Source organism: Paraburkholderia sp., assembly GCF_028283785.1.
Taxonomy (GTDB): Bacteria; Pseudomonadota; Gammaproteobacteria; order Burkholderiales; family Burkholderiaceae; genus Paraburkholderia.
In genome coordinates this window covers 307,135-326,492 of record NZ_JAPWKB010000019.1, presented here as the reverse complement: position 1 = coordinate 326,492, position 19,358 = coordinate 307,135, and the positions used below count along the sequence as shown (strand labels likewise).

Genomic DNA, 19,358 nt, shown 5'->3' with positions numbered 1-19,358 from the left:
CCTACTTTTCTTTGCGCGAGCAAAGAAAAGTAGGTGCGGTCCCGCACAGGGACGATCCAGGCAGACCGACGCGAAACCGGGACAACCACCCCGCCGCATCAAATCAAAAACCCACAAATGAAAAAAACAAAAAACCAAAAAACCAAACCTATTCACTTCCCACTCAAAGCCTTCTCCAACGCCGCCACCCCGGCAGGCAACTCCACCGCCACGCCAAGATCCACCATCGTCCGCCCAAACGCATGCAACGTCCTGAACAGATTATGAGCACGACACTGCTCCCCCATCTGCCCAATCCGGACAATCGGCAACCCAAACGAACCTGAAATCTCCACCTGATGATGCCGCGAAATATGCCCGCACACGTCCGCGGGACTCAACCCATCAGGCACCTCGATCCCAACCACCGAATTCAACCGGCACGCCGCAGGCGAATACAACTTCAACCCCATCGCCGAAATCCCCGCCTGCAACGCTACCGAACATTTCAAATGCCGCGCGAAACGCTTCTCCAGCGTCTCCGCACACACCAGCCGCAGCGCCTCGTGCAACGCCAGCACGCCCGACACCGGCGCGGTGTAGTGATACCCGGCGTTGTGCCAGAAATTCTCCGCGAGCGATGCGTCCAGGCACCAGTGCGCATTCGACGCGGTCCGCCCTTTCACACGCGCCCACGCTTCGTCCGAAAACGCGATCAGCGACACGCCCGGGATCGACGACAAACCCTTCTGCCCGCCGGTAATCACCGCGTCGATGCCCCATGCGTCCATCTCCAGCGGCATCGTGCTCAACGTACACACCGCATCGACGATCACCAGCGCGCCCGCGGCCTTCGCCAGCTCGGCAATCTCCTTCAACTGGTAATTCCAGACGGTGTTCGAGGTCTCGCCCTGCACGATCGTCACGATCTCCGGACGCTCGCGACGAATCGCGGCGGCGACCTGCTCAAGACTTGCGACGGTGCCGTCCGGCACGTCCAGCACCGATACCTCGGCACCGACCCGCCGTCCCATCTCCGCCATCCGCGCACTGAAAAACCCGTTCTGGATGCTCAGCACACGCGTGCCCTGCCATGCCAGATTGCTGATCGCCATTTCCATCGCGGCGGAACCGGGACCGGCCACGCCCAGCACCCATTTCGAGCGCGTCTGGAATACGTACCGCGCCATCGTCTTGACCTGGCCGATCACCTTCACCATCGTCTCGCCCAGATGGTTGATCACGATCGCGTTCGCCTTGGCCACCGCGGCCGGAATCGGCACCGGACCCGCGCCCATCATCAGCAACGGCTCTTCGGGAAGAATGGCGTCGAGCGAATCGACTTCAGGACAAGGCACAGCGGTAAATGCGGTCGTAGTGATCAACATGGTGGGTACGGTGGATCGTTGTTCAGCCGCCCGCGTCACCCCAACGGTGAGGCACCGGCTAAACGATCATTCACCGGAATGGCGCATTTGTGCAAGCGATTCGTGCACACCAATGCGCGGTGAACGACGCACGGATCGAATCGATGCGGCATTATCAGGGCACCAGAGATAATCCCGAATACGTCACTTTCCGCTATAAAAAGTTAAGAGCCAGCGTATCGCGATGACGCATGGCATGACTCTACAAGAATTAACCAACGCGACCGTCTGACGAATAAAAACCGCAGATAAACGCGAACTATCGCCACGCAAATATGTTTGTAAAATATATGAGGGGAGGCTTGCAATTTGCGGCGCTCAAGTCTGCGGCACGAGTGTATGATCGGCTCGACCAGCAATAAAACGGCCTGCTGCGACTCCAGTTCAAACCAGCCATGTTTTTATTGGTTTTGTTAATCCTTATTTTAAGGTTAATCTCGCTTTCATCACAAGAATATGTTTGGCAACTGGAGAAATCGCCGCAATCAGGAATCAGATTGCGCATCTGCGCCGGCTATCATCGCAACCCGGCCGCTATCTCATCCAATTAAAGTTTTCCGCTGACATCGTTTCATGCGGCCTATTCAGTCGCCCATCGCGCAAGTCGGCTCCGCCGTCCGCATCAGGCAATCTGAATAGGTCTCTTTATTGACGACGAGGCAAGCTTCACGCTTGCCTCGCCACGGTGCTGCGCCCCGCGTCTACTTCACCTTCGTCTTGTCCAGCGACTTGCCCGTCGCGGCATTGAACCGCTCCACGTACTCCTCGATCAGCTTGCGCATCGCGCGGCCAATCTGCCGGTAATCCGCTTCGTTCAGGTTCGCCAGCGATACGCGTCCCGACGGGTGCGCGGTGCCGAATCCGCGCCCAGGCAGCAACACCACCCGCGCTTCCCGTGCGAGCCTGAACAGCAGTTCGGTCGGCTCCGTGTTCTTGAACAGCCAGTCGACGAACTCACGGCCGAACATCCGCTCGCCAAGAAACTCCATATCCAGAATCGTGTAGTAATCGACCTGATTAGGATCGTCGTCTTCGAAGGTAATGCCCACTTCTTCGTATAGCGCCTGCTTGCGCTTGCGAATCAGCCGCTTCAATGCGCTCTTGTATGCGTCCGGCGTATCCATTAGCGAGAAAAGCGAAAACAGCACCATTTGAACCTGTTGCGGCGTCGATAAACCCGCCGTGTGATTCAATGCGACTGTACGGCTATCCGCCACCAGACGATCGATAAACTTCAGACTATCGGGATCTGTCGTAATCGATTCATAACGCGCATGCAGTTGCTTTTTCGCCTCTTTTGGCAAATCGGCAATCAGTTTATCGAGCACGTTATCGCGATGCGTCGCAATTGCGCCAAGCCGCCAGCCGGTCGCACCAAAATACTTCGAATACGAATAAACCAGAATGGTGTTATGCGGCGCCAGCGCAAACAGTGAAACGAAGTCGTCGGCGAACGTGCCATATACGTCGTCGGTCAGCAGAATCAGATCGGGTCGTTCCTTGACGATATCCGCAATGTATTGAAGGCTCTCGTCGTCCATCTTCACCGAAGGCGGATTGCTCGGATTCACGAGGAAAAATGCTTTCACCTTCGGATCGCGCAACTTGTCGAGCTCGGCCTTCGAATACTGCCAGCCGTTCGCCACGTCGGCATCGAGATTCACGACTTTCAACTGGTAGTCGTTGAGCGTCGGAATCTCGATATACGGCGTGAAAATCGGGCGGCCGAGCGCGATCGTGTCGCCCGGCTTGATGAGATGATTTTCGCGCATCGTGTTGAAGATGTACGTCATCGCGGCCGTGCCGCCTTCCACCGCGAACACGTCGAACTCGCCGACAAACGGATGCTTGCCGACCATCTCGCGCCGCAAATATTGCCCGACGATCAGCTCCGACAGCTTCAGCATCCGGTCCGGCACCGGATAGTTCGACGCCAGAATGCCTTCGCACATTTCGTAGAGGAAATCGCCGGCGGAATAGCCGAGCTGATCGCGCACATACGACACCGCGCCGCGCAGAAAGTCGATGCCCGGGGACGCCTTTGTTCTCGCGCAGGAACAGATCGAAGCGCTCTTCGAGACCGTCGCGGCGCGGAAAGCCGCCGACGCCTTCGGGCATGAACGCAAACGAGCGCTCCGACTCGCGCATCGCAAACAGGCCGAGTTGCCAGAAACCGTGACGGGGAATCGTCGCGAGAAAGTTCGGGTTGCCACGTCCGGCGTTCAGCATCGCCGCATTGGCCGGGCGCTCGATCGCGCCGCCGCCCGCTGCCTTGATCAACTCGTCCTTCAGTTCGAACGGGCTCAGTGCAGCCAGTTTCGCCTGTTCGTTGTCGCTCTTCGCTTTTGACATGTCACGCTCTCCAGAGGCAGGGGTGAAAATCGCCGGGACGACGCGCATCGATGGCGTGTCACCGGCGTCAACGCAAGAAAACGCAAATCGGAAAATGCAGAGTCAGGAGGTAGATCCCGTTTTCGAACGACGCATCACACGAGGCCGACGACCAGCGGCCCGAGCAGCGTCAACAACACATTGGCTAGTGCATAGGTGATCGCGAACGGCGCGGTCGGCACCGCGCTTTCGGCCTTGTCGAGAACGCCGCCAAAGGCCGGATTCGCGCTGCGCGAGCCGCTCAGCGCGCCCGCGAGCAGCGCGGCATTCTTGTAGCCGAGCACCCAGCGTCCGAACGCCATCGTCAGCAGCAGCGGAAACAGCGTGACGAACACGCCGAGCAGGAAGATCGTGATACCGAGTTTTTCGACCGTCACGACCGCCTGAAGCCCGGAGTTCAGCCCGACCACCGCGACGAATGCGGCCAGCCCGAAGTCCTGCAGGAGCCGCGACGCGGCGGACGGCATCACGCCGTACATCGGATGCTTGCCGCGCATCCAGCCGAACACCAGCCCGGCCAGCAGGCAACCGCCGCCCGAACCGAGCGTCAGCGGAATGCCGGCGACATTGATCACGATCAGCCCGATCAGCAGCCCGATCACCATCCCGACGCCCATGTAGATGAAGTCGGTCTTGATGGTGTACGGAAGCTCGTAACCGGCGGCATCGACGGCGCGTTTGGTGTCTTTCGGCGCGCCGTAGAAGGTGATCACGTCGCCGTGCTGCAACTCGGTTTCGGGCAGGATCGGTAACGGCTGGCCGGCGCGCGTCGCGCTCTGGATATACACGCCGTGACGCATATCGCGATCCACCAGTTCGCGCGCGGCGGCGATGGTCGTGTGGTTCATGCCCTTGCGGGTGAACACGCCTTGCCGGGTCTGCATGACGACGCCCATGTCCTCGACATCCGCGACTTCGCTGCCGTTCGCGCCGAACGCAACCACGCCGTCGCGTCGACCCACCACCAGCACGATGTCGTCGTGATTCAGCACGAGATCGGGCGTCGGTTCGAGCGGTTTGCCGTCACGCTTGACCCGCTCGATCGTCAGCAGATCCTGATGCTGGGTTTCGATCGCCTTCACGGTTTTGCCCGCGCTGACGTCGATCCTGTACGCGCGCCCGACCAGTTCGGGCATCGCCGCAAGTTGTCCCGGCGCGTGCGACGGCGCGCCCGAAGTCAGGTCGCGCTCGGCGTCCACCGCCGCTTCGCGCAAGCCCTGTCCCATGAACTTCGGCAAGATGTTCACGCAGACGATGATCGCGCCCAGCGAGCCGAACACGTAGGTCACCGCATACGCAATCGCCACGTCCGATTGCAACGACTTCATTTCCGCGTCGGGCAAACCGAGCCGCGCGATCGCGTCGCCGGCCGTGCCGATGATCGCCGACTGCGTCATCGCGCCGCCGGCCAGTCCGGCTGCCAGACCCTTGTTCAGGCCGAACACCTTCGCGCAGATCACCACGGTGATCAGTGCCGTGACCGCCATGAACACCGCCATCGCGATCTCGCGCAGCGTCTTGCGATTGAGCGAGTTGAAGAAGCCCGGCCCCGAGTCGTAGCCGACCGCGTAGATGAACACGGCAAACATCACGGCCTTGACGCCGTTGTCGATCGTGACGCCGGCCTGGCTGATCACCACGGCCGCCAGCAGCGAGCCGCCCACGCCGCCGAGCTGAAATTTGCCGAAGTTGATCTGGCCGATGAAATACCCCACCGCCAACGATAAAAACAACGCGATTTCCGGTGACTTGTGAAAGATGCCGTGTATCCAGTCCATCATGCCCTCGCTGAGAGTGGTGATTGCTGTACGGGAAGCGCCTGCGTAATCCGGTTGAAATAGCTCGACGATGCGGACTGGCCGCTCAACCGCCCGTCCCGACGAGTCCGACGACCACCGGTCCGAGTAGCGGCAACAGCACGTTCGAGAGCGCATAGGTGATCGTGTAGCCGATCACCGGCGTGGAATTGCCCGCGACGCCGACCAGCGCGCTGATCGCGGGCGTGCTGCATTGCTGACCGGCAATCGCGCCGAGCAGCATCGGGGTTTCGAGTTTGAGCACGCGCCGGCCGACCCACAGTGACAGCAGGCCCGGCACCAACACCATCAGCACACCGACCAGCGGCAGCGCCAGCCCGTATTGCTCCACCAGCCGGATCGCGTCCGGGCCGGCCGAGAAGCCGACTGCCGCGATAAACGTGGCGAGGCCGAAGTCCTTGAGAATTTGCGCCGCCGCCGACGGCAACGAGCCGATCGCCGGATGACGCGAGCGGATCCAGCCGAACAGCAGTCCCGACAGCAGGCAACCGCCGCCCGTGCCGAGCGCGATCGACACCCCGCCGACGGTCACGCCGAGCCGCCCGATCGCCATGCCGAGCAGCACGCCGAGTCCGAGATAGACGAAGTCGGTTTTTTCGGTGGCGGCGACGGCGTAGCCGAGACGCCGCGCGCCGCGCGTCACATCGGCTTTCGCGCCGACCAGCGTCAGCACGTCGCCGCGATTGAGTTCGGTGTGGGGCAATGCGGGGACCGTCGTTTCGAGCCGTGTGACAGCGGCGATATAGATGCCGCGGCCGTTTTCCGGCGTCGCCTGGTCGCGCAACTGCGATACGGTCATCCCGTGTGCGTCGCGACGCGTCAACACCACGTCGAGACGCTCGACCATCATCGCGTCGAACCGCTCGCCGCGCACTTCGGTGCCGAGTGACGCCGCCGCCTCGACCATCGCGGCGCGGCGGCCCATCACCAGCACGAGGTCGTCGGGTGCGAGCACGCATTGCGGATCGGCGGGTAACAGTCGGTTGTCGCGTTCGATCTGGTCGATGGTCAGATTGCCGCCGTGCGCGGCCTCGAACGCACCGATCGACATGCCCGCCGCCGCGCCGACCCGGAACGCTCGACCGACCAGCGCGGGCGCCGCGAGCGCCTGGCCTTCGTCGAGCGCGCCGTCGCCGCCGAGCGTGCGCCACACGCGCAGCGCTTCGTCACGCAGATTGACGCGCAGCAGCAACGGCGCGAACTGACTGGTGAAGAGCACGATCGTGATCAGCCCGAACAGGTAGCTGACGCTGTAGGCAGTCACGATATTGGCTTGCAGCCGAACCGTCTCGGCATGCGCGAGGCCGAGCCGTCCGATCGATTCCGACGCCGTGCCGATCACCGCCGATTCCGTCGCCGCGCCGGCCAGCAGTCCGGCCGCCGTGCCCGCGTCGAGATGAAGCAGCGTCACCGCCGTCATCACGAGCGCCATCACCGACACGATCTCGACCACCGACAGCACGCCGTAGCGCCAGCCGCGCCCGATGTTCGCAAAGAACTGGGGACCGCCCGTGAACCCGAGCGCGAAGATGAACAGCGCGAACGCGATGTTCTTCAGGTCCGGCGACAGACGTGCGCCGGTTTGTCCGAGCAGCAACGCGACGATCAACGTGCCGCATACGCCGCCGAGCTGGATCGGGCCGATTTTGATCGATCCAATCAGATAACCCAGCGCAAGACTTGCAAACAGCGCTATCTCGGGCTGTGCCCGGATCAATTCAACGATCATGTTGATTGAACCTGATTGGTTGCGATGTCATTTGATTGAGCCTTTAATTCAATTAGCGATGAATTATCAGGACCATTGATTACGCATTTACGTTTGAAACGCCGCACGATGCCGCACGACTAATCAATACCACACCGGCATTCCGAAAATGGCATGAAAATGACCGCGAAATGACGACGCCAGGCGGCCCTCCGATCGAATAAAAACATCGACCGTGCGACCTCGATCGCAACACGCATCCTGGCACGAAAACCGCCTGCTGTGCTGCGTTCCGAGCCGACATCGGGGTTTCCTCATCAACGGATTCAACACACGTTGCGAATATGCTTGCCCAGCAAACGCTTAAAAAGTTATAGGCGTTTTTCTGGAGAATGTCACTGATCTAATTGGCAACGTTTTTATAAAAAAAGTTGTCATGTCAAACGCGAAGAAATATTGTAATTTCAAGTAATTGTCAATATTCTGCGAATACGGTGTTCGGAGCGCTTGCTGATTGATGCACCGCGGCACGTTGCGTTTTGAATACCGTCGATCAACCTGCGTGGCGGATGCCACGCGCCTTAAAGGCGACTTTCCATGAACCAGATTCACGCAATGCGGGTATTCGTCAGGGTTGCCGAGAACGAAAGTTTTCGTCGCGCTGCTCAACAACTCGATGTGTCGAATGCGCTCGTCACCCGTTCCATCGCTACGCTCGAGGCGCATCTCCAGACGCGCCTCATCAACCGCACGACACGCAACCTGTCGCTGACGGAAGCCGGCGTGCATTTCCTGGAAGGGTGCCGGGGTTTGCTGGAAGAACTCGAACATCTGGAGAGCACCGTTACGCACAGCGAGCGCGAGCCGGGCGGCACGTTGCGCGTGGTCGCATTCGGGGCGCTGCCGCTGATGGCGTTGACACCGCTGCTCGACGGCTACCGGAAGCTGTATCCGAAGGTCAAGATTCGCCTCACGCTCTCGGAACGCCATATCGACCTGCTCGAAGACGGCTACGACGTCGGGATCGTGCCTGCTTCGACGGTGGCGAGCCGCGAACTGGTGGAACGGCCGCTGACCACCAACGCGATGGTCGCGTGTGCGTCGCCGGCCTATCTGGAAGACAACGGCACGCCGACTACGCCGACCGAACTCGCGGAACATGGCTTCGTGGGCTTGCCGCAGGAACAGCGCAGCAGCCTGTGGCACTTCAACGCGCCGGACGGCGAAAGCTCGCAGGTCGCGCTGGTGCCGGTCTACACGGTCAACAACACGATGATGGTCCGGCTTGCCGCGCTGGCCGGCATGGGCGTGGCCATGCTGCCGCTGACGATGGTCGCCGACGACTTTGCCGAAGGCACGTTAACGCGCATCATGACGAACTATCAGGCAGACGACCCGGAATCGAAGGTATCGATCGTCTATCCGAGCCGGCAATATCTGCCTTCGAAGACACGTTCGTTCATCGACTACACCGTCGAATACTTCGGGCAAGACGTCGTGCCCGAAATCAAGCCGCAGCCGTCGATCCCGACGCCCGCGGTCTTCACCAGAACGTTCGCGGCACACGGCCGATAAACCCGGCGTCATCCAGGCGGCGTGCGTCCAGCGCACGCCGCATTCGCCGGAGAGCCCAATGCGCATGATCCTGTTCAGCAGCCGTCAATACGATATCGATACGTTCAACGAGGCCAACACCACGTATCGCTACGATCTTCAGTTTCAGGAATCCCATCTCGACGCCGACACCGCGATCCTCGCGCAAGGCTTCGATGCGGTCTGCCCATTCGTCAACGACAGCGTCGATGCGACCGTGCTCGAACGCTTGCGCGACGGCGGCACCAAACTGATCGCGCTGCGTTCGGCAGGTTTCAATCACGTCGATCTCGCCGCCGCCGAACGGCTCGGTATCGCCGTCGTGCGCGTGCCGGCGTATTCGCCGCATGCCGTCGCCGAACATGCGGTCGGCCTGATCCTCGCGCTCAACCGGCGCTTGCCGCGCGCGGTCGCCCGCACTCGTGAAGGCGATTTTTCGCTCAACGGTCTGCTCGGTTTCGACCTGCATGGCAAGACGGTCGGCGTGATCGGCACGGGGATGATCGGTCGGGTGTTCGGCCGGATCATGGCCGGCTTCGGCATGCAGGTGCTCGCCTACGATCCCGGCACGCCCGCCGACGACCTGCTCGCGCTCGGCGCCCGCTATGTGACGCTCGACACCCTGCTCAGCGAGTCCGACGTGGTCAGCCTGCATTGCCCGTTATTGCCCGCCACGCATCATCTGATCAACGACGCGGCGCTCGCCAGCATGAAGCGCGGCGCGATGCTGATCAACACCGGGCGCGGCGGCCTCGTCGAAAGCAATGCGCTGATCGGCGCGCTGAAGACCGGCCAGTTGGGCAACCTCGGACTGGACGTGTACGAAGAAGAAGGCGGCCTGTTCTTCGAGGATCACTCGAACCATCCGCTACAGGACGACGTGCTCGCGCGGCTGTTGATGTTCCCGAATGTGATCGTCACCGCGCATCAGGCGTTTTTCACCCGCGAGGCGATGAACGAGATCGCGCAGACCACGCTCGGCAATGTCAACGCGTGGCTCGACGGCGCGCCCCGCAACCTCGTACAGACGCGCGCCGACTAAACCCGGCTTATTGCGCTCGGCGCTTCGGCGCATGTCAGCGCGTCGGCGCATCCGGTGCGACCTGGCGGATCGCGGTGCGCGCATCGTCGGATGCGCCGCACACTTCCCGCAGCAACGCCGCTTCGCGTTCATGGACTTCGACCGGAAACCAGCGGGCGCCCGCGTCGGCGAGATAGCGCGCGCGATGCTGGCCGTTGCGGAACGCCACCACCCCTTCCCGTTCGATCCCGATCCAGCCCAGCACACCCGGCGCACGACGCTTCGACACCGTCACGTAGGGCATTTGCGGCACCCGCGGATTCGATGGATCGAGGAACTCGCGAATCCCGCGCACCTTGCCCGGATGCCATTCGACGACGGGACGCAGCACGTAGTCGGTGTCGTCGCGGTCGGCGCATGCGATCAGCTTGCGCGCGTCCACCAGCACGACCTGATGGCGCGTGCCGTCGGTGACGAACACGCGCTTCAGCCGCACGTGGTCGTACCACGGATGGCTGGTGAGCGGCACCAGCCAGACCGGTTCGACCGGCGGTGCGGCGGGAACGACGGGCGCGGCATCGGACGACGGCGCATCGAGCGTTGAGGACGGCGACAGCGACGGCAAGGGTGACGACGGGGGAGATGCGGACAAGGGCGGGCTCGCTTCATGCCGCAACGCAGATGCGCCGGCAGGTTAAAGGATCGCCTACGCTAATAGTCGATTGTGAAAACCAGATGACAGCCGATCATCGCGTGTCATAACGGACCTAAGTTGCGTTGTATCAACAAATACAACACTTGGACAGCTTCCCTATCCTAAGCTTTTGGCTTAGGTACAATCCCTTATCACTCTCGCACTGCCCTGTATTCACGGCTTTAGCGCTCGCTTCACGCGACCCACGGCAGTCCGGCGACTTCCTGCTCCACCCCGTTCTATCACGCGTCCCATCATGCCTTTGCCGCTGCTTGCTCTTGCCGTTGCCGCCTTCGGAATCGGCACCTCGGAATTTGTCATCATGGGGCTGCTGCCCGACGTCGCACGCGATCTCGCCGTGTCGATTCCGGCGGCCGGCATGCTGGTCTCGGCCTATGCGCTCGGTGTCACGATCGGCGCGCCGATCGTCGCCATCGCGGTCGCGAACATGCCGCGCAAGAAAGCGTTGATGAGCCTGATCGGCGTGTTTATCGCCGGCAATCTGCTGTGCGCGGTCGCGCCCGGCTACACCGTCCTGATGATCGCGCGCATCCTGACCGCGTTCTGCCACGGCGCGTTCTTCGGTATCGGCTCGGTGGTCGCCGCCGGGCTGGTCGCGCCGAACCGCCGCGCGCAGGCCATCGCGCTGATGTTCACCGGACTGACGCTGGCCAATGTGCTCGGCGTGCCGCTCGGCACCGCGCTCGGCCAGGCGGTCGGCTGGCGTTCGACGTTCTGGGCCGTCACCGGTATCGGCATCGTCGCGGCGGCGGCGCTGGCCGTCTGCCTGCCCGCGAAGATCGAGATGCAGAAGGCGAGCCTCGTCCACGAATTCAGCGTGATGAAGAACCCGCAGGTGCTGATGGTGCTCGGCATCAGCGTGCTGGCGTCGGCCAGCCTGTTCTCGACCTTCACCTACATCACGCCGATCCTCGAAGACGTGACCGGCTTCACGCCGCACGCGGTGACGATGGTGCTGCTGCTGTTCGGTCTCGGCCTGACGGTCGGCAGCACGCTCGGCGGCAAGCTGGCGGACTGGCGGCTGATGCCGTCGCTGGTGGCGTTCCTGTTTGCGATCATCGTGATCCTGGCCGTGTTCGCGGGCACGATGCACGCCGAAGTCCCGGCGATGATCACGATCTTCCTGTGGGGCGTGCTGGCGTTCGCGATCGTGCCGCCGTTGCAGATGCTGATCGTCGATCGCGCGAGTCATGCGCCGAATCTCGCGTCGACGCTGAATCAAGGCGCGTTCAACCTCGGCAATGCGACGGGCGCGTGGCTCGGCGGCATGGCGATCGGCGCGGGCGCACCGCTGACAACCTTGCCGTGGGTCGGCGTGGCGACGGCAATCGGCGCGCTGGCGATGACGCTGTGGTCGGTTTCGATCGATCGTCGCGCGCAGCGGATGGCCGTCGCGGGCTGATCTCCGCTGGCTGCGTCACCGCTTGAACGGCGCCTGCCGTACAGGTGCGCGGCCGGATCGGGCGTAGTAGCATTCGGCCCGATGAAAGTCATATTCACACGCGATTTCCTCGCGCTCATTCTGAGCGTCGCCGTCGTCGGACTCGGCAGCGGCGCCACCCTTCCCCTCACCGCGCTTGCGCTGACCCAGGCCGGTCACGGCACCGACGTCGTCGGACTGCTGACGGCCGCGCAAGCGGGCGGCGGACTCGTGATCGTGCCGCTGGCGAGCTGGATCGCGTCGCGTGCGGGCGGACGCCGCGCGATCGTCGCGTCGGTGCTGGTGGTCGCGATTGCAACGGCGCTGGTCCAGTTCACCACGAACCTGTGGCTGTGGGCGATGCTGCGCGTGCTGTGCGGCGCGGCCTTGATGCTGTTGTTCACGATCGGCGAGGCATGGGTCAACCAGCTTGCCGACGACGCGTCGCGCGGTCGCGTGGTCGCGATTTACGCCACCCATTTCACGCTGTTCCAGATGGCCGGACCCGTGCTCGTCAACCAGATTGCCGGTCTCGATCATCTGCGATTCCTGCTGTGCGGTGCGATCTTCCTGCTCGCGCTGCCGCTGCTCGCGACGATCCGCACCGCGCCGCCCGCGCACGGCGACGCCGAGACCCACGACAGCTGGCTTCACGTGTTGCCGCGCATGCCCGCACTGGTGATCGGCACCGGCTTTTTCGCGCTGTTCGATACGCTGGCGCTGTCGCTGCTGCCGTTGTTCGCGATGGCGCACGGCATCGATAGCGGCGTTGCGGTGCTGTTCGCATCGGCGATCCTGCTCGGCGATACGACGATGCAGTTTCCGATCGGCTGGCTCGCCGACCGGCTCGGCCGTGAACGCGTGCATACCGGCTGCGGTGTGGTCGTGGTCGCGCTGCTGCCGCTCGTGCCGCTCGCGATCGGCTCGCCCTGGCTGATCTGGCCGCTGCTGTACGTGCTCGGCGCGGCAGCGGGCGCGATCTACACGCTGTCGATCGTCGCGTGCGGCGAGCGCTTTCGCGGCGCGGCGCTGGTGTCGGCGAGCTCGCTGGTCGGCGCGTCGTGGAGCGCGGCGAGCTTCGGCGGTCCGTTGATCGCGGGCGCGCTGATGAAAGGCGTCGGCAACGATGCGCTGATCGGCGTGCTGCTGGTGTGTGCGCTGGCGTTTCTGGTCGCGGTTCGCTGGGAACGGCGTCGCACGGTGAACGCGGCGGTCTAACGCGCAGCCCGGCGTCGCGAGGCCAAGGCGAGCACAAAAAAAAGGGAGACCGTCACGGTCTCCCTTTTTGCTTTCGACGCTTGAACGCCGGGTTATTTCACATCCCACGCCGGCAGGATTTCGCCCACGCACGCGCCGAAGCCGACGCGATAGCCGTCGCCCTGACACCAACCCGTCAGCGTCAGTTCGTCGCCGTCTTCGATAAACGTACGCGTGCCGCCGCCGTTCAGCTCGACCGGCTGCTTGCCGTTCCACGTCAGTTCGAGCAGGCTGCCGTACGAATCCGCGGTCGGTCCGCTGATAGTCCCTGAGCCCATCAGGTCGCCGATCCGCGTATTGCAACCGGACACCGTGTGATGCGCGAGTTGCTGCGCCATCGTCCAGTACATGTGACGGAAGTTGGTGCGCGCGAGGGTCGTCGCGGTGGTCGCGTGCGCCGGACGCATCGTCACTTCGAGCGCGATATCGAACGCATGCGCGCCGTCGTGACGCAGATACGCAAGCGGCTGCGGTTCCTGGACAGGCTGCGCGACACGAAACGGTTCGAGCGCGTCGAGCGTGACGATCCACGGCGAGATCGTGGTCGCGAAGGTCTTCGCGTTGAACGGCCCGAGCGGCACGTATTCCCATTGCTGGATGTCGCGCGCGCTCCAGTCGTTCAGCAGCACCATGCCGAAAATGTGATCTTCGGCCTGATCGCTGGACACCGGTTCACCGAGCGCGTTGCCGCGTCCGATCACAAAACCCGTCTCCAGTTCGATATCCAGCTTGCGACACGCGCCGAACACCGGCCGATCCTGATCCGGCGACTTCAGTTGCCCGTTCGGACGACGCACCGGCGTGCCGCTCACCACCACCGACGACGCGCGTCCGTTGTAGCCGATCGGCATTTCCGACCAGTTCGGCAGCAACGCATTCTTCGGATCGCGGAACATCGATCCGACATTCGTCGCGTGCTCTTTCGACGAATAAAAATCCGTATAGCCCGGAATCTGGACCGGCAGATGCAAGGTCGCGCCGGCCTGGGACACGAGCGCGCGATCGCGCAGCGCGGCGTTATCGCGCAAGGTCGCCGTGTCGCGCGCCAGCAGATTGCTCAGCTGGACCCGCACACTGCGCCAGACGTCGCGACCCAACGCGATAAACGCGTTCAGCGAGCCGCTCGCGAACACGTCCTGCGACGCCGCGCCCGGCAACGTCAGCACGCCCGCCGCCCGCAACGCATGCAGATCGGCAATCGCATCGCCGATCGCGACGCCCACGCGCGGCGTGCCGTCACGCCCGTCGCTGAACACGCCGAACGGCAGATTCTGGATTGGGAAATCGCTGGTCGGCAGGTTCGCCGATTCGATCCAGCTTTTACGCGACGCGTCGAGCGTCGCCTGAAGATCGCTTGTCGCGCTCATCGTGGCTCCGGATTGAAGTGTTTCTTGAGACCTTGCCAGCACTCGTAGTAATGCGCCTGAAGCTGCGCGGTTTCGAGCGCGAAACGGGTCGGTTTGATCAGCGTGCGGGTTTCGAACATGAACGCCATCGTGTCGCCGACTTTCTTCGGCTGCGCGGTGTCGCCATTCGACGCTTTCTCGAAGGTATCGGCATCGGGTCCATGACCCGACATGCAGTTATGCAGACTCGCGCCGCCCGGCAGGAAACCCTCGGCCTTCGCGTCGTAGACGCCGTGCACGAGGCCCATGAATTCGCTCGCGACATTGCGATGGAACCACGGCGGACGGAAGGTATCTTCGGCAGCCAGCCAGCGCGGCGGAAAAATCACGAAGTCGATCGAATCGACGCCCGGCGAGTCGCTTTGCGATTGCAGCACGAGAAAGATCGACGGGTCCGGATGATCGAAGCTGATCGAGCCGATGGTGTTGAAGCGGCGCAGATCGTACTTGTACGGCGCGTAATTGCCGTGCCACGCGACCACGTCGAGCGGCGAATGCCCGATCGACGCGCGCCACAGCGTGCCGTTGAGCTTGGCGACCAGTTCGAAGTCGCCTTCGCGATCTTCGTACGCGGCGTGCGGCGTCAGGAAATCGCGCGGATTGGCGAGGCCGTTCGAGCCGATCGGTCCGAGATCCGGCAGACGCAGCAGTGCTCCGAAGTTCTCGCAGATATAGCCGCGCGCATCGCCGTCCGGCAGCGTCACCGAAAAGCGCACGCCGCGCGGAATCACCGCGATCTCGAACGGCGCGACATCGACCACGCCCATTTCGGTCGCGATATGCAGGCGGCCTTGTTGCGGCACGATCAGCAATTCGCCGTCGGCGCTGTAGAAGAAGCGGCCGTCCATCGAACGGTTGGCCGCGTACAGATGAATCGCGCAACCGCTCATGCTCTCGGCCGCGCCGTTGCCGGCCATCGTCACCCAGCCGTCGATGAAATCGGTCGGCTCGGTGGGCATCGGCAGCGGGTCCCAGCGCAACTGGTTCGGCGGCGTCGGGGGCACCTCGGCGAAGTTCGCGACGAGGCGCGTCGGCGGCATCTGCGTGAACGGCAGATGAACCGCCGCCGGACGAATCCGGTACAGCCACGACCGACGATTGTGGCCGCGCGGCGCGGTGAACGCGGTGCCCGAAATCTGCTCGGCGTAAAGGCCGTAAGCCACCCGCTGCGGCGAGTTGCGGCCTTGCGGCAACGCGCCCGGCACGGCTTCGGTGGCGAATTCGTTACCGAAACCGGATTGATAACCCGGGTCGATCTCCTGACTCAACTGACGCTGCAAACTGTGCGTGCTCATCGATATGTCTCCGTCAATACTGACTGGCGCTTGATTTACGAATTGTAGAATCGATTACGTTTAGTGAAATCTCTCGTAAACCCTGAGCGTGTTGGCGCACGTGGATATGGTTATCAGTATTCTGTCCAAAGCGGTCTGGTGCACACTGCTAAGATCGAACGATCCCAACACGAGACACCGTCCATCACCGATGCGCCGCTCCAGCCGCCCCGTTCATCCATGATTCCGCTCAGCATCCCCGACCTCGTCACGCGCGCCGCCAGCCACCCGTTTCTCCGCGAGCATCTGGCGCTGTCCGTGGACGGCGCGCAAGCCATCGCGCATCTGGCCGACATCGAGTTGGGCAGCGCGTACGAGCCGATCTTCGACATCAGCGTGCATGCGCTGGCGCAGTCGCTGTCGGCGGATCCGGAGAATGTCGAGCGCTTCGGCGACGAGCTGGGCATTCAGGCGTTGACGTTGCGCATCGACGGCGCGTCGCCGGACGCGTTCGATCCCTTCGACCGGATCGACGACGATCAGGAACTGGTCGCGCTCGACCGGATGTCGCGCGCGATGCACGCGATCAACTTCTTCGGCGCGCAGCGTCACGGCTTGCTGTTTCTGCGGGTCCACGAACGCTTGCTGAAAAGCGTGAAGTACGACCACGGACGGCATTTTTCCGCGGTGCTGATGTCGTTCGGTCTGAATCCGGCGCGGGTCGTGATCGAGTTGCCGGCGGCGGCGGTCGCGCACCGGACCTTTCTCGGTTATCTGACCAAGAGTTATCAGCGATACGGGTTCAAGGTCGCGGGCAATCTGCCCAACGCCGGCCAGATCATGTCGGTGTCGGATATGGCGCGGCTCGATTTCATCAAGATGGATGCGCCGGCCGCGTTGCGCGACGGCATGGTGAAGCCGCTGGTCGGTTATGCGAACCGCTTGCGGATTCCGCTGATTTTCAGCCGCGTGCTGGACGAAGCGCAGTTCGACCTGTTGCAGCAATACGATGTGCGCTTCGTGCAAGGGCCGGTGTTTGCGGTGACGAAGCCTCAGGGCCGCGCGGTTTGAACTAGCGCGGCTGGCCGGCTCGAACGGATCAGTTGGATCAGCCGGTGTCGCCGAGTCTGCGGGCCAACGCTTTCAGCCGGGGCGCAACGCTTTCGCGAAACACCGCTTCGCCCATCGACGACGCCGGGCCGCTGCAACTCAACACCAGCCACCGCCCTTCGCGCGGCTCCCGAAACGGCACGGCAACTGCGTTCACATCGTCGTGCCACGCACGAAACGAAAAGCAGCACCGCTCGCGCCCAAACCCGTCGATCTCCCGCTGCGCTTCGTCGACGAGGCGCGCGCCGCCCTTGGTCTTTTCCCTGTTCGCCGCCTTCTTCAGATCGGCCAGCAACGCGTCGCGAACCTCCGGCGTCTGCACCGCGAGATACGCGCGGCCCATCGAACTCGTCAGCATCGACAGGCGCGAACCCGACGCGAGACCCAGGGTCAACGCGGTCTCGCTGCGGATCGTCTCCAGATAGATCATGTCCAGCCCGTCGCGACAGCCGAGCGACACCGCCGCGCCCACTTCACGCGCGAAATTGCGCATATGCGGGCGAGCGAGTTCGAGCGTGTCGGTGCCCGCGAGCAGCGAAAAACCGAGCGACAACACGCCGGCGTCGAGCGCATATTTGCCGAGCGTCGCATCGAGCCGCAGATAGCCGAGCACCGTCAACGTGTACGCAAGCCGATTGACGGTCGCCTTCGGCAAACCCGTGCGCTCGACGAAATCCCGATTGCCGAGCATCGTTTCGCCCGGCCGGAATGCGCGCAGCAAGTCGAGTCCGCGAGCCAGCGCAACGACGAATTTGCGTTCGTCGATGGCTTCGGTGGAGTTGGAGGCGGTTGTCATCGAATGCTACACTCAAGGCTGATTTTCAAAACATTGTTTCGCATAGCGGAACTTGAGTCAAGCACCGAGTCTCGTCATCCGTTACGGATTCACGCCTTTGCGTCAGGTCGCGAAGGACGAAAAATCAGGAGATACGCATCATGGCCGACGCCGCGCAGTTTCACTGGGAAGATCCGCTGTTGCTCGATCAGCAGCTCGAAGAAGACGAACGGATGGTGCGCGACGCCGCGCGCGCCTACGCGCAGGACAAACTTGCGCCGCGCGTCACCGAAGCCTTCCGCCACGAAAAAACCGACATCGAAATCTTTCGTGAAATGGGCGAACTCGGTCTGCTCGGCCCGACCATTCCTGAGCAATACGGCGGTCCGGGTTTGAACTACGTGAGCTACGGCCTGATCGCGCGCGAAGTGGAACGCGTCGATTCCGGCTACCGGTCGATGATGTCGGTGCAGTCGTCGCTGGTGATGGTGCCGATCTACGAATTCGGCTCCGACGCGCAAAAGGCGAAGTACCTGCCCAAGCTCGCGACGGGCGAATGGATCGGCTGCTTCGGGCTGACCGAGCCGAACCACGGCTCCGATCCGGGCAGCATGGTCACGCGCGCGAAGAAAGTGGACGGCGGCTATTCGCTGTCGGGCGCGAAGATGTGGATCACCAATTCGCCGATCGCCGACGTGTTCGTCGTGTGGGCGAAACTCGAACGCGACGGCAAGGACGAAATCCGCGGCTTCGTGCTCGAAAAAGGCTGGAAGGGTTTGAGCGCGCCGACGATCCACAGCAAGGTCGGTCTGCGCGCGTCGATCACCGGCGAGATCGTGCTCGACGAGGTGTTCGTGCCGGAAGAAAACATGTTTCCGGAAGTGCGCGGTCTGCGCGGACCGTTCACGTGTCTGAATTCGGCGCGCTACGGCATCGCGTGGGGCGCGCTCGGCGCCGCCGAAGCGTGCTGGCACACCGCGCGTCAGTACACGCTCGACCGTACACAGTTCGGCCGGCCGCTCGCCGCGAACCAGTTGATCCAGAAAAAACTCGCCGACATGCAGACCGAAATCACGCTCGGCCTGCAAGGCGTGTTGCGGCTCGGTCGGATGAAAGACGAAGGCACGGCCGCTGTCGAGATCACATCGATCATGAAGCGCAACTCGTGCGGCAAGGCGCTCGACGTCGCACGGCTTGCCCGTGACATGCTCGGCGGCAACGGCATTTCGGACGAGTTCGGCGTCGCGCGACACCTGGTGAATCTCGAAGTCGTGAACACGTACGAAGGCACGCACGACATTCACGCGCTGATTCTCGGACGCGCGCAAACGGGGATTCAGGCGTTCTTCTGAGTCAGCGATGGAAGTCAGCTAAGGATGCGTGAACGGAAATAAAAAGGCCGACCGGTTGCCCGGTCGGCCTTTTTTGCTTTGGTTCACGCGTTGCGTTGTTGCTCGCTTGCGTT

General features: G+C 62.7%; 13 protein-coding genes and 1 pseudogene. 6 read left to right on the top strand and 8 right to left on the bottom strand.

The annotated features are described in order from the left end of the window. Positions 1–152: 152 nt before the first annotated feature. From PW947_RS23745 to aspT (PW947_RS23730), 4 genes and pseudogenes are all read right to left on the bottom strand, one after another. Positions 153–1,361 (bottom strand): alanine--glyoxylate aminotransferase family protein, encoded by a 1,209-nt coding sequence (locus PW947_RS23745; protein WP_299635979.1) that lies wholly within the window; start codon positions 1,359–1,361, stop codon positions 153–155. Between the two features lie 746 nt (positions 1,362–2,107). Then, a pseudogene (locus PW947_RS23740) lies at positions 2,108–3,758 on the bottom strand (bifunctional aspartate transaminase/aspartate 4-decarboxylase). A gap of 134 nt (positions 3,759–3,892) precedes the next feature. Then, entirely contained in the window at positions 3,893–5,575 is a 1,683-nt protein-coding gene (gene aspT, locus PW947_RS23735; protein WP_299635977.1) for an aspartate-alanine antiporter, read from the bottom strand. Between the two features lie 85 nt (positions 5,576–5,660). Then, a complete protein-coding gene (gene aspT, locus PW947_RS23730; RefSeq protein ID WP_299634847.1) occupies positions 5,661–7,343 on the bottom strand; it encodes an aspartate-alanine antiporter in 1,683 nt (560 codons plus the stop codon). Positions 7,344–7,919: 576 nt separating this feature from the next. On the opposite strand from aspT (PW947_RS23730), the gene PW947_RS23725 reads away from it, so the two are divergent. Beyond that, the gene (locus tag PW947_RS23725) at positions 7,920–8,897 is read left to right on the top strand and encodes a LysR family transcriptional regulator (protein ID WP_299634846.1); all 978 of its coding nucleotides are present in this window, start codon (positions 7,920–7,922) and stop codon (positions 8,895–8,897) included. A 58-nt stretch (positions 8,898–8,955) separates the two neighbouring features. Next, positions 8,956–9,957: a 2-hydroxyacid dehydrogenase gene (locus PW947_RS23720; RefSeq protein WP_299634845.1), complete on the top strand. Its 1,002-nt coding sequence runs from the start codon at positions 8,956–8,958 to the stop codon at positions 9,955–9,957. A gap of 34 nt (positions 9,958–9,991) precedes the next feature. Here the strand turns inward: PW947_RS23720 and PW947_RS23715 are convergent, their stop codons facing one another. Then, the gene (locus PW947_RS23715; protein ID WP_299634844.1) at positions 9,992–10,588 is read right to left on the bottom strand and encodes a hypothetical protein; all 597 of its coding nucleotides are present in this window, start codon (positions 10,586–10,588) and stop codon (positions 9,992–9,994) included. Positions 10,589–10,886: 298 nt separating this feature from the next. On the opposite strand from PW947_RS23715, the gene PW947_RS23710 reads away from it, so the two are divergent. Continuing rightward, entirely contained in the window at positions 10,887–12,053 is a 1,167-nt protein-coding gene (locus PW947_RS23710) for an MFS transporter (RefSeq protein WP_299634843.1), read from the top strand. Positions 12,054–12,134: 81 nt separating this feature from the next. Continuing rightward, a complete protein-coding gene (locus PW947_RS23705; RefSeq protein ID WP_299634842.1) occupies positions 12,135–13,289 on the top strand; it encodes an MFS transporter in 1,155 nt (384 codons plus the stop codon). A 92-nt stretch (positions 13,290–13,381) separates the two neighbouring features. On the opposite strand, the gene fahA is transcribed toward PW947_RS23705, so the two are convergent. Continuing rightward, the gene (gene fahA, locus PW947_RS23700; protein ID WP_299634841.1) at positions 13,382–14,695 is read right to left on the bottom strand and encodes a fumarylacetoacetase; all 1,314 of its coding nucleotides are present in this window, start codon (positions 14,693–14,695) and stop codon (positions 13,382–13,384) included. After that, entirely contained in the window at positions 14,692–16,029 is a 1,338-nt protein-coding gene (gene hmgA, locus PW947_RS23695; protein ID WP_299634840.1) for a homogentisate 1,2-dioxygenase, read from the bottom strand. Before hmgA ends, fahA begins: the two co-directional genes overlap by 4 nt. Before the next feature lie 219 nt (positions 16,030–16,248). Between hmgA and PW947_RS23690 the strand changes: the two genes are divergently transcribed. Beyond that, entirely contained in the window at positions 16,249–17,079 is an 831-nt protein-coding gene (locus PW947_RS23690; protein WP_299634839.1) for a diguanylate phosphodiesterase, read from the top strand. Between the two features lie 37 nt (positions 17,080–17,116). On the opposite strand, the gene PW947_RS23685 is transcribed toward PW947_RS23690, so the two are convergent. Further along, complete coding sequence (locus tag PW947_RS23685) at positions 17,117–17,914, bottom strand: IclR family transcriptional regulator (RefSeq protein WP_299634838.1); 798 nt, start codon at positions 17,912–17,914, stop codon at positions 17,117–17,119. Positions 17,915–18,054: 140 nt separating this feature from the next. On the opposite strand from PW947_RS23685, the gene PW947_RS23680 reads away from it, so the two are divergent. Next, positions 18,055–19,245, top strand: a complete 1,191-nt coding sequence (locus tag PW947_RS23680) for an acyl-CoA dehydrogenase (protein WP_299634837.1) — start codon at positions 18,055–18,057, stop codon at positions 19,243–19,245. Positions 19,246–19,358 lie beyond the last annotated feature (113 nt).

Bases quoted from the DNA above. Each gene is read 5' to 3' on its own strand.
- PW947_RS23705 (WP_299634842.1), top strand. From the start codon at position 12,135: ATGAAAGTCATATTCACACGCGATTTCCTCGCGCTCATTCTGAGCGTC.
- aspT (WP_299634847.1), bottom strand. From the start codon at position 7,343: ATGATCGTTGAATTGATCCGGGCACAGCCCGAGATAGCGCTGTTTGCA.
- PW947_RS23710 (WP_299634843.1), top strand. From the start codon at position 10,887: ATGCCTTTGCCGCTGCTTGCTCTTGCCGTTGCCGCCTTCGGAATCGGC.
- PW947_RS23720 (WP_299634845.1), top strand. From the start codon at position 8,956: ATGCGCATGATCCTGTTCAGCAGCCGTCAATACGATATCGATACGTTC.
- PW947_RS23680 (WP_299634837.1), top strand. From the start codon at position 18,055: ATGGCCGACGCCGCGCAGTTTCACTGGGAAGATCCGCTGTTGCTCGAT.
- PW947_RS23690 (WP_299634839.1), top strand. From the start codon at position 16,249: ATGATTCCGCTCAGCATCCCCGACCTCGTCACGCGCGCCGCCAGCCAC.
- PW947_RS23685 (WP_299634838.1), bottom strand. From the start codon at position 17,914: ATGACAACCGCCTCCAACTCCACCGAAGCCATCGACGAACGCAAATTC.
- PW947_RS23725 (WP_299634846.1), top strand. From the start codon at position 7,920: ATGAACCAGATTCACGCAATGCGGGTATTCGTCAGGGTTGCCGAGAAC.
- aspT (WP_299635977.1), bottom strand. From the start codon at position 5,575: ATGGACTGGATACACGGCATCTTTCACAAGTCACCGGAAATCGCGTTG.
- hmgA (WP_299634840.1), bottom strand. From the start codon at position 16,029: ATGAGCACGCACAGTTTGCAGCGTCAGTTGAGTCAGGAGATCGACCCG.
- fahA (WP_299634841.1), bottom strand. From the start codon at position 14,695: ATGAGCGCGACAAGCGATCTTCAGGCGACGCTCGACGCGTCGCGTAAA.